The organism is Synechococcus sp. H60.1 (assembly GCF_047462335.1).
In the GTDB taxonomy this organism is placed as follows: Bacteria; Cyanobacteriota; Cyanobacteriia; order Thermostichales; family Thermostichaceae; genus Thermostichus.
The window spans coordinates 10,166-20,759 of record NZ_JANSJA010000004.1 but is presented as its reverse complement, the minus strand read 5'-3'; the positions used below and the strand labels follow the sequence as shown (position 1 = coordinate 20,759).

The 10,594-nt window shown below is 61.3% G+C and carries 8 protein-coding genes; 1 reads left to right on the top strand and 7 read right to left on the bottom strand.

Features of this window, described 5'->3' with window-relative positions:
- Positions 1–193: 193 nt before the first annotated feature.
- From serS to NW852_RS00230, 4 genes are all read right to left on the bottom strand, one after another.
- Positions 194–1,501, bottom strand: a complete 1,308-nt coding sequence (gene serS, locus NW852_RS00245; RefSeq protein ID WP_414426372.1) for a serine--tRNA ligase — start codon at positions 1,499–1,501, stop codon at positions 194–196.
- A gap of 27 nt (positions 1,502–1,528) precedes the next feature.
- Positions 1,529–2,521 carry a ketol-acid reductoisomerase gene (ilvC, locus tag NW852_RS00240; RefSeq protein WP_414376501.1) on the bottom strand — a complete coding sequence of 331 codons (993 nt, stop codon included), beginning with the start codon at positions 2,519–2,521 and terminating at the stop codon, positions 1,529–1,531.
- Between the two features lie 75 nt (positions 2,522–2,596).
- Positions 2,597–4,081, bottom strand: a complete 1,485-nt coding sequence (locus NW852_RS00235; RefSeq protein ID WP_414371455.1) for a glycosyltransferase — start codon at positions 4,079–4,081, stop codon at positions 2,597–2,599.
- A 144-nt stretch (positions 4,082–4,225) separates the two neighbouring features.
- Positions 4,226–4,687, bottom strand: coding sequence for a YlqD family protein (locus NW852_RS00230; RefSeq protein WP_414365473.1), 462 nt, complete (start codon positions 4,685–4,687; stop codon positions 4,226–4,228).
- Positions 4,688–4,965: 278 nt separating this feature from the next.
- On the opposite strand from NW852_RS00230, the gene hemC reads away from it, so the two are divergent.
- The gene (gene hemC / locus NW852_RS00225; protein WP_414371550.1) at positions 4,966–5,931 is read left to right on the top strand and encodes a hydroxymethylbilane synthase; all 966 of its coding nucleotides are present in this window, start codon (positions 4,966–4,968) and stop codon (positions 5,929–5,931) included.
- A gap of 960 nt (positions 5,932–6,891) precedes the next feature.
- Here the strand turns inward: hemC and NW852_RS00220 are convergent.
- From NW852_RS00220 to NW852_RS00210, 3 genes are read right to left on the bottom strand one after another with little or no spacing between them, the layout of a single operon-like run.
- Positions 6,892–8,301: a DUF2157 domain-containing protein gene (locus NW852_RS00220; RefSeq protein ID WP_414426371.1), complete on the bottom strand. Its 1,410-nt coding sequence runs from the start codon at positions 8,299–8,301 to the stop codon at positions 6,892–6,894.
- Positions 8,302–8,308: 7 nt separating this feature from the next.
- Positions 8,309–9,085, bottom strand: a complete 777-nt coding sequence (purC, locus tag NW852_RS00215; RefSeq protein WP_414426370.1) for a phosphoribosylaminoimidazolesuccinocarboxamide synthase — start codon at positions 9,083–9,085, stop codon at positions 8,309–8,311.
- An 8-nt stretch (positions 9,086–9,093) separates the two neighbouring features.
- A complete protein-coding gene (locus NW852_RS00210; RefSeq protein WP_414371461.1) occupies positions 9,094–10,530 on the bottom strand; it encodes a sugar transferase in 1,437 nt (478 codons plus the stop codon).
- Positions 10,531–10,594 lie beyond the last annotated feature (64 nt).

Below are 10,594 nucleotides of genomic sequence, written 5' to 3'. Positions count from 1 at the left end.
CGCTCGTGGATTTGGCGGGTGCTGGCACTGCCCAGCTCCCAAAGGATATCGAGGATCTCAGATTCCAGAGGGCCCAGTGAGAGTTGCTTGGGACGATGCTTGGGCAACATAAACCCTGGCAGGGTAGGGATCCCTATCTAGATTGACATACTCTCCGCAGCTATGGCTTGCTGGAGCACCGCGGCAGAATGGCTTAGGGAGCAGTCCGGAGAGTGCCGTCTTGGGAGAGGAAGCGGGAGCTGAGGAAAGGACGCAGTGCCTGGGGAATGCGGATTGAGCCGTCCATCCGCTGGTGATTTTCCAACAGGGCGGCCAGAGAACGGCCCACTGCCAAGCCCGAACCGTTGAGGGTGTGGACGAAGTGAGTGCCTTTCTGCCCGGCCTCTTTGTAGCGCAGGTTGGCGCGGCGGGCCTGGAAATCCCAGCAGTTGGAGCAACTGGAGATCTCCCGGTAGCGGTTTTGGGAGGGGAACCACACCTCCAGATCAAAGCAGCGGGCCGCCGAGAAACCCAGATCGCCGGTGCACAGCTCCACCACCCGGTAGGGCAGCTCCAGCATCTGCAAAATGGCCTCGGCATCCTGTACCAGCTTTTCGTGTTCTACCTCCGACTGGGTGGGGTGGGTAACTTTGACCAGTTCCACCTTTTGAAACTGGTGCAGCCGGATCAGGCCCTTGGTGTCCCGGCCATAGCTGCCGGCTTCGCGGCGAAAGCAAGGCGTGTAGGCACAGAAATATAGCGGCAGGTGCTCGGCTGGGATCACCTCGTCCCGGTACAGGTTGGTGAGGGGCACTTCCGCTGTCGGGATCAGCCACAAGTCATCCTCAGCACAGCGAAAGCTCTCCTCGGCAAACTTGGGCAGTTGTCCTGTTCCCTGCAGAGCAGCGCTGTTGACCAAAAAAGGAGGGATTACCTCGGTGTAGCCGGCGGCAATGTGGCGCTCCAGCATCATGGCAATCAAGGCCCGCTCCAGAGCCGCCCCTGCCCCTACCATGGCGACAAAGCGGCTTTGGGCTACCTTGACAGCACGGCCAATCTCCAAGAGGCCCAGCTTCTCGGCAATCTCGTCGTGGGGAAGGACGGGATGGGCGGGTTTTAGCTCATCTCCCCAGCGGCGCACCTCCACGTTGTCGGCCTCATCTCGGCCAACCGGCACGCTGGGCAAGGGCAAGTTGGGCAGGGTAAGCAGGCGGGCGCGCATCTCCTCCTCCAGCTCCCGCTCCCGCTCTTCCAGTCGGGCGATCTCGGCCTTGAGCTCTGCCCCCTGCTGCCGCAGGGCTGCCACCTCGGATCCCTGGGGATCCGCTCCCTGGCGGATGAGCGCGCCGACTTTCTTGCCAAGGGTGTTGCTTTCCGCCTGCAGAGAGCCACGCCGAGCTTCCAACTGGCGCCGCTCCCGATCCAACTGCAGGATCTCATCCAGATCGATACTGGCCCCGCGCTTGTCCAGGGCTTGGCGTACCTCTTCTGGGCGATCCCGCAGCAGCTTCAGATCCAGCACGAGACTTGCCTGGGAAATGACCTCTACCTATTCCTTCAGCCAGCTAAACATGGCCCGCAGCTCCTTGCCCACCTTTTCGATGGGGTGCTCGGCCTCGCGGCGGCGCATCGCCGTAAAGCCGGGCTTGCCAGCCTGGTTTTCCAAGACAAACTCGCGGGCAAACTGGCCGCTTTGGATCTCAGCAAGGATCCGCTTCATCTCGGCGCGGGTTTGCTCCGTGATGATGCGGGGGCCACGGGTGTAGTCGCCGTATTCTGCCGTGTTGGAGATGCTGTGGCGCATTTTCTCCAGACCCCCCTCGACGATGAGATCGACAATGAGCTTGACTTCGTGCAGGCACTCGAAGTAGGCCAGCTCCGGCTGGTAGCCCGCTTCCACCAGGGTCTCAAACCCGGCTTTGATCAAAGCCGTGAGGCCACCACAGAGCACCACCTGCTCGCCAAAGAGGTCGGTCTCGGTCTCCTCCCGAAAGGTGGTCTCAAGGATGCCAGCTCGCGTGCCGCCAATCCCCTTGGCATAAGCCATGGCCCGCTCCCGCGCCATCCCCGAGGCATCCTGGTAGACAGCAAACAGACAAGGCACCCCTTGGCCCTCCTGGTAAGTGCGCCGCACCAGGTGACCGGGGCCTTTGGGAGCAACCATGATGACATCGACGTCCGCCGGCGGCTGGATCTGGCCAAAGTGGATGTTGAAGCCGTGGGCAAACAGGAGCACCTTCCCCGGCTGCAAATGCGGGCGGATCTCACTCTGGAAGACGGTCTTTTGCACTTCGTCCGGTAGCAGGATCATCACCCAGTCGGCGGCAGCCGCAGCATCTGCTACAGTCTTGACCACTAACCCGTCCTGCTCGGCTTTGGGCCAAGAGGGGCTGCCGGGGTAGAGGCCGACGAGGACGTTGACACCGCTGTCGCGCAGATTGAGGGCGTGGGCATGGCCCTGGCTGCCGTAGCCGATGATGGCGACGGTCTTGCCGTCCAGGAGATCCAGGTTGGCGTCAGAGTCGTAGTAGAGGCGGGCCATAGTCAGGCTGGGTAGTGTGGTGAGCTGGCGTTTGATTAGGATAGCAGGATTAAGGGGATCCCTGGCAGGCGAAATTCAGAGGCCGTGATGCACGGTTTTCACCCATTTCAACCGCTTGGGCTGCACACACATACGAGCCGTGGTTACAATCATGACCGGCAGCCAGTGGAGCATGTACACCAAGCCTAGGGCAGTGCGCCACCAGAGCTTTCGTCCGCGCAGCCCCTCCATTTGGCGCAGCCCGCGATAGAAGGCCACCGTCACAGATCCCATGACCAGAGCGTTCAAGGGGAGCAGCACTGAGGAGTGGTCGGCCAAGAGTACCCAGAGGGTATCGGGAACTAAGGCCATCGGCAGCAAGTACTGAGAGATAAAAAAGGCCCAGAGATCCACCGTCTTAGCCATGCCCAGGCGGCGGCTGAGGATCCCTGGCCAGTAGTCGAGGTAGCGCTGGTAGCCCCCTTCCGCCCAGCGGCAGCGCTGGTGCCAAAGGCTTTTCCAAGAGGTGACCCCCTCTTCGACGATGGCCGGCTCCGTCAGAAAGGCAATATCCACCCCCGCCAGGTGCAACTTAAAAGTGAGATCCAGGTCGTCGGTGAGGGTGTTCTCGTTCCAGCCGCCGCACTTTTCCAGGACATCCCGTCGCACCAGTTGGCCGTTGCCTCGCAGCTCGCCAATCCCGCGGATGGCCACCCGCTGCTGCTGCAAGTAGGCATCGGAGGCCATCTCCGCCACCTGGCCCAGAGTCCAGAAGTTGACGTTGGGGTTGCTCAGGGCTTTGCGCACCTGAACAGCGCCGATTGTCCGTCTGCCGGGGCGGGGGGGCTGGCCAAACAGCGGCAGGGTGCGAGCCAGCAAATCCGGGGGCACAATGGCGTCGGCGTCGCAGACCAGGATGATCTCCCCCCGCGTCAGGGGCAGCACCTCGTTGAGGGCGCCAGACTTGCCGCCTCCTCGCCCCGGGGGCCGTCGGTAAACTCGCAGATGAGGGATCCGCTTTTGGGCTTCCTGCAAGATGTCGGGGGTGGCATCGCTGCTGGCATCGTCAATGGCCCACAGCTCCAGGTGGCTGCTGGGGTAATCCAACTGGGTGAGACTATGCAGCAGCCGCGGCAGCACTGCGCTTTCGTTTTTGGCCGGGATCAACACCGCCACTCGCGGCAGAGGAGAACCCGCCAGCGCTAAGGGCTGAGCCCCGCCCACCTCAGGCAAAGGCAGGGAGGCTGTTTCGGCGACGGCGGGAGGCCGGGCCATTGTTCCAGGAGGGTGAAGCCTCAAGGGGGGCGGCAGAGCTGCCGGTTGCAGCCGGAACAAGCGGTTGATGTGGATGACCATGAAGGTGGCCAGGCCAACGGTAAACCAGCGGGCTACCGCTACTTGGTGCATCAGGCTGACCAGACCCCACACCGTCGCCAGAACCAGGAAAGCCTTGAGACGGCGGCGCTGGGCCGAGGTGAGCAGCCAATCGGGAAGATGTAGATCCTCGAGGGGAGCAGGCTCTGACCCGACAAACTCAGACATGGGGAGCATCTCGTAGGTAACAACTTTGCCCGTACGCATCAGCCGCCCCGAGCCCAGCGGCTGTTAAAAGGTCGTTAATTATTGTCACCTATTGTGTTGCCACCACGTTGGGTTGAAGACCAAAGGTTCTGGTCTGCTACCCCACAGCAAGGGATCCCTGTCCTCCCAAAGGATATGAAAAGCTTATGGGTTGCCGCGAATTTCCTTGATCACCCCATCTTCCAGCAGGATCTCCACCTGCATTTTCTGGATCAGGTTGTCTCCCTTTTGCACGCGGAAGAAGCTCTCCACGCTGCCCTGCAGCACCTCTTGGTTCAGCTCCAGGCTACTCAGTTGGTTGATCTGTTGGAGCAACTGGTTTTTTTGATCCAAGAGCTTGATCTTTTGCTCGTTCACGCGGCTTTTTACCGCTTCTACCTGTTGGAGCACCTGGGGGCTGTTGGGGTTAGGGCTTTGTTTTTCGATTTCGGCAATGGCCCGCTTGCCCTGAAACTCCAGTTGCTGCATCTGAGCATCGGTGGCTTCGATTTGCCGCTCCAATTGCTCCTGCATTTCTTTCTTCCAAAGGGGGGTGACCACCACCTTGACAGGGATGGTGCGCTTGAGCAGTAACTGAGTGCCGTTGCCGACGTTGCTTTCTTCCATAAGACCTATCCAGGCAGACTACCAACCAAATCAGGGGGCCCTACTTAGAATTGTCCTCTAGCAACCTCGGAGAAGGAGGTTTGACAGACCAGACCTCTCCCCGCCGCGGCGGAGAACCCGTTTACTTATCCTACCGGCTGGGATCCCCGCAGTAAAGTCTCGGCTGGGGGGAAATGGCGGTTTTGGTTAAGGATCTTGAAGGCCGCTGCCCTGCGGCGGCGCAGATTCGGCTAGCGTGAAAGACGGTGTTCTCGGATTTTGCAGCAGCCATGAGCGAACTGGCCTCAACTCCCTGGCAAGCTGTCCAGCCGGTGCGGATCGCCTCCCGCAAAAGCGAGCTGGCTCTGGCCCAGACCCACTGGGTGATGGGGCAGTTGCAGGCCCACCATCCAGGGTTGCCCCTAGAGCTGCACACCCTTTCCACCCAGGGAGACATCATCCTGGATGTGGCGCTGGCCAAAATCGGGGATAAGGGCCTTTTTACCAAGGAGCTGGAGGTCAGCCTGCTCAACGGCACTAGCGATCTGGCGGTGCACAGCCTCAAGGACTTGCCCACCCGCTTGCCAGAAGGCCTGGTTCTGGGGGCAATTACGCAGAGGGAGGATCCTCTGGACGCGCTGGTGCTGCGGGAGGAGCTGCGCGGCTACTACCTGGCCACCCTCCCAGCAGGGACGGTGATCGGCACTTCCTCTCTGCGGCGACTGGCCCAACTGCGCCACGCCTTTCCCCACCTGCAGTTTAAGGACGTGCGGGGCAACCTCAACACTCGCTTGGCCAAGCTGGATCGGGGGGAGTACGACGGCCTGATCTTGGCAGTCGCCGGCCTGAAGCGCCTGGGCCAAGCCCAGCGGATCCACGAGGTGCTGGATCCCAGTGTGTCCTTGTACGCCGTTGGCCAGGGATCCCTCGGCATCGAGTGCCGGCAGGGGGACGAGCGGATCCTGGAGCTCATTCGACCCTTGGCCGATGGGGAGGCCACAGCCCGCTGTTTGGCCGAGCGAGCTTTCTTGCGGGCGCTGGAGGGGGGCTGTCAGGTGCCCATCGGGGTCCACAGCCAAGTGCAGGGGGAAGAGCTGCACCTAACCGGCATGGTGGCCGACCTAGAGGGGCGACGGCTGATCCGCGATACCCAAACGGGATCCACTGCTGATCCGGAAGCGGTGGGAATCTCCCTGGCGGAAAAGCTGAAGCAACAGGGGGCCGACGAAATCCTGCAGGTCATTTTTGCCCAGGCTCGCCGCTAAATCCTTTGAGCTAGCTCTGGAAAGCCGGCAGGGAGAGTTTTAACTCCTCTCCCTTGCCGTTCCTGCTTCAAGGACCTGCGTTAGATAGGGAACTCGCATTCACAGCAACAGTAGTTGAGCTCTACCTTAGCTTCCAAGACCGCCGTGTCGTCTTGAACCACCAACGTAACCTTGTTGTTGGCAACTTCAGCGGGAGAGAGCGTTAGGGTTTTGGTAAAGGTCTGGCCCGTCGAACTAACGGGTGAAGCGTACAAGAACCCCGACTGAGTTAGAGTGCCGCCGTTATACACGTAGTACTTGTCGTTGCCCGCATCTGGAGAACTGTTGCTGCTAGCCGGCAGATTGTTGCGGTAGGCAAATGTCAGAGTACCTCCTAGCCGGCAGCCTATTTTACAAGGAGGATCCCATTGAAAAGTATGGGCAAAGACTTTATTGGGGCTTGGTTCTGCCCAGTTGGTAGTTCCGTAAGGACCCTGGAGACTGCTCCAAATGGTGGCCGGTATCTCTGACTGCAAAGGGACAGCGGGGCTGGGTGGTGGAGCCTGCAGCCTTACCGACTGCAATCGCATGGGCTGAGAACAGGGGAGCGTGGGCAACGGTCTTGGGGAGGGGAGAATAGGGATCTGGCGGAACAGCTCATCGAGCTCCTCAATTGGGGGAACGGGGGAGGGCGTTGGTTCTAAAGGCCTAGGCCTTACAGCCGGCCTTGGAGCTTGCGCAACGGGGAAATGCTCCCAAAACCGATCTCTGCCCGCAGCAATTGAAGCAGAGCTATAACTCCAAAAACTAGAAAAAGAGACTAGAGCCAGTATACCTAGGCCCAGGCCTGTTTTTTTCATTGACGTTCTCCAGGAAACTTAATAACAGGGACTTTTCAGGGAAAAGCAAGTTCCCCAGATAGGGGGATTTTCTGTAAACTTCTATTGACTCTTAAGTTCCTGAAGACCAAAGGGAGGATTTCTAGTCATTATTCCTAAAGATACGTCTCTCAACCTTCAGCCCCACCCAGATCACGCCGATCCCACAGGCCACCAACACCGCCGACTTGGCCAAGAGGCCGGTCTCGTACTCGAAAAAGCGGGTCAGCACCACCAAGGTCAAGCCCAATAGCCCTTGCCAGAAGCGCCCCCGCAGCCCCTGCTGCAGCCCTTCCCAGCAGAGGATCGCCGACAATCCCACCAGCAGCAGGGTCAGGATCCAGGGGGCCAAGAAGGCCAGGGCCACTCTTGAGGTCAAGTTCCTAGTCACCAGCAAAAGGGCCAGGGTAATCAGGGAGAGGAAAACGACGGCATCCTTGAGCCAGGCGGAAATGGGCTGGGATCTCTTGGCCTGCCACCCCTGCCACCAGCCCCAGCCGGCCAGCAGCAGCAACCCTGCCGCCGACAAGCTTGCCCAGGGATCCACAGCCTGGAACAGAGGTGAGGGGTCGGGATCCCAGTCCCAGGGGTCACGGAAGCTCCAGACGTAGAGCAAGAAACCCAGCCCCAGCAAAGCCAGGCCCTCCGCCGTCGGGATCAGATCCAAGACTTGCTCCTGCTCGCCATCCTGCCCATTTTCTCCGGTCAAAATCCGGCTTAGCCGGTAACCATGGCGTTGGTGCCAAAAGCCCAGCCCCCAGACAACGGCAAGGCCAAGCAGCAGCCAGAGGGTCAAGCCTTCTCCAGAGCTGTCCCAGACCTCTGCCGACCTTTGTAGCGCCAGGCCGAAGTTTACCAGTGCCAAAGCCAAGATCCAGCGGGAGCGGCACCCATAGGCAAGGGGCAGCAGTAGGGCCAGGGCCAGCCAGGGGTAGAGGGGATCCAGAGCCGAGCGGATCCCCCTCTGCCACAGGTCAGTCATCCCGGCCAGGGCGAATAAGAGACAGGCCAGGACGCCACTGGGGGTGTGAACCAAGCTGTAGGCCACGGCCAAGCTGCCCAGCCCCCAGCCCAAGAACAAGCCCGCGGGGGATCCCCCTATTTGAAACCACTGGGCCATCAGAATAATGGCGGCTCCCAGGGCCAGCTCCCCGGCAATCAATAGGGCGCTGCCCAAGCGCGGGGATCCCTGCTGCCAAAGTCGCAAGCCGGCCACCTGCAGTCCCACCATGAGGGCCAGGGATCCCAGGGCTCTGACCGAGCGGGGAATGGCATCCCAGTTGGCGGCCACGAAGGAGATCACCCCCAAGCCCACCAGCGCGGCGCCCAACAGCAGCAGCACCAGGGTAAAGCGGCTAGCAGCTGTTCGCGGCAAGCTATCGAGTTGGTAGTACTCCCGCAGGCGATCCCGCTGCGCCGGCTGAATCAGCCCCTGCTCCACCCAGGTGTCCAACAGGTCGGCCAGTTGGCGGCGGAAGCGGTCGTCGGGGCCAGAGGGACGGGGAGAAGTCATGGCACCCTCACCCCCTGCCCCTCTCCCGCGCTGCAGGAGAGGGGAGATTGGGATCAGTAGCCTGGAGCACTCGCTGCAGCACCTCTTGGTAGCCGGCTGCCGGATCGCCGAGATCAAAGCGAAAGAGGTCTTTATCCAGCACCCGCGGCTCAGTCCCTTCTAGATCCCACAGGCGGCAGGTGTCGGGGCTGATCTCGTCCGCCAGCCAGATCTCCCCTTGCTCATCCAGGCCAAACTCCAGCTTAAAGTCCACCAGCTCCAGCCGACAGCGCCGCCAGAAGTGGCGAAGGTGAGTGTTGACCGCCAAGGCCAGGGATCCCAGCTTCTCCACCTGCTCTGGCGTGGCCAGGTGCAACAGGCGGATGTGGTCGGGGGTTACCAAGGGATCCCCCAAGGCGTCGTTTTTGTAGTAAAACTCCACCAGCGGCGGCTCGATGGGCAGGCCCTGCTCCAGGCCTAGGCGCCGGCAGAGGCTGCCGGCCGTGCGGTTGCGCACCACCACTTCCAAGGGCAGGATCCGCAGGGCGCGCACCTGCATCTCTCGAGGGCCGGTCTGGGCCAAAAAGTGGTTGCGGATGCCCTGCTGCGCCAGGTAGGCAAACACCCGGCTGGAGACGGTGCAGTTGACCTCCCCCTTGCCGGCGATGGATCCCCGCTTTTGGGCGTTGAAGGCCGTGGCGTCGTCTTTGTATTGGCAGAGGTAAACCTGGGGATCGGCGGTGCGGTAGACCCGCTTGGCCTTGCCCTCGTAGAGGAGCTCTGGGGACGTGGGTGAGGATGGCATGGGCACCCCTAATAGCCGGTCAGCCGTCCGCGGATCCCTTGCCAAAGGGTAATGGCGAGGATGCGCAGATCCAGCCACAGAGACCAGTTTTGCACATAGTAGAGATCATACTGGGTGCGGCGGGCAATGCTGGTGTCTCCCCGCAGGCCGTGGATCTGAGCCCAGCCGGTGAGGCCACTTTTCACCAAATGCCGATCCGGATACTTGGGGATCTCCTGGCTAAATTGCTCCACGAAGTAGGGCCGCTCCGGGCGGGGGCCCACCAGGCTCATTTCCCCCTTCAAGACGTTCCAAAGCTGGGGCAGCTCGTCCAGGTTGGTGCGGCGCAAAAAGGCTCCTATCTTGGTTCGGCGCGGATCCCCAGGGCGCGTCCAGCCCGGCTGGCCGGGTGCCTCGGCATCCACCCGCATGGTGCGGAACTTGGCAATCCAAAAGCGGCGCCCATCCAAGCTCACCCGCTCCTGCCAATACAAGATGGGGCCGGGGCTGCTGCAGGCCACCAGCAGAGCAATGACCAAAAATAAGGGGCTGAGCAACACCAGGCCCAGGGAGGCCCCCAGGATGTCTACCGCTCGCTTGAGGAAACGGTTGTGGGCGTAGCGCAGAGGGGGCTGGCGCAGCGTCAGCAGCGGGATCCCGTCCAGGGACTGGAGGCTGAAGTTCACCGTCAAAAAACCGAGGATATCTGGCACCAGCCGCACCTGCACCGACAGGGCCTGCAAGCTGAGCAACAGAGGTGCGTTGGCCAGCTCCGGCTGCCCAAACCACACCTCTTCGATCTCGGGGTGAGCCTGCACATAGGCCACCAGGTGGCTGGGCTCCAGCCGCTCCAGCTTCTGCAAAGGCTCTGGTTCTGGCGCCGAGGGATCCCCGGCCACGGCCCAAGCCTTAATCTCAAACCCCAAGGCTGGGCAGCGCTCCAGCCGCTCCAGCACATCAGCCAAGAGCAGGCCGGATCCCACCCAGATGACCCTTCGCCGCCCCTGGCCGTGGGCATACAGCCAACCCATGCCCAGCCGTAGCAGCGCCCGCATCCCCGTCAAACTAAGCAGGGCCAGCAGGCTGGCATAGCCCACCACCAAGCGCGACAGCGAGACGGAGCGCACGAAAAAGGCCCCCGCCAACACCAAGCCAAAGGTCACCCCCAGCCCCAGCAGCAAACTGGCCCATTCCTCAAAGCGAGACAAGCGCTTCGATTCGCCGTATCCTCCCAAGCCAGCCTGAACGCCCCAATAGCTAAGGACTGTCAACAACCCCAGGCCAGCATAAACATCCCAGGGCAAAAGCTGGTGGGGGCGCAAGCTGCGCAGCCAATAAGCCGCCCCGAAGGCCAGCCAAATACAGAGCCCATCCCCCAAACAAGCCAAGGGCACCCACAGGCGATGCGGATCCAAGCTCAGGGTGTAGCCGCGAAAGAAACCCGTCCCGCCAGCGCGATTGGCCAAGAGCTATCTCCTCCAGCAGTTAAGACTGGAAACAATCCTACAGAAAAGGCTATCCATTTGAGGC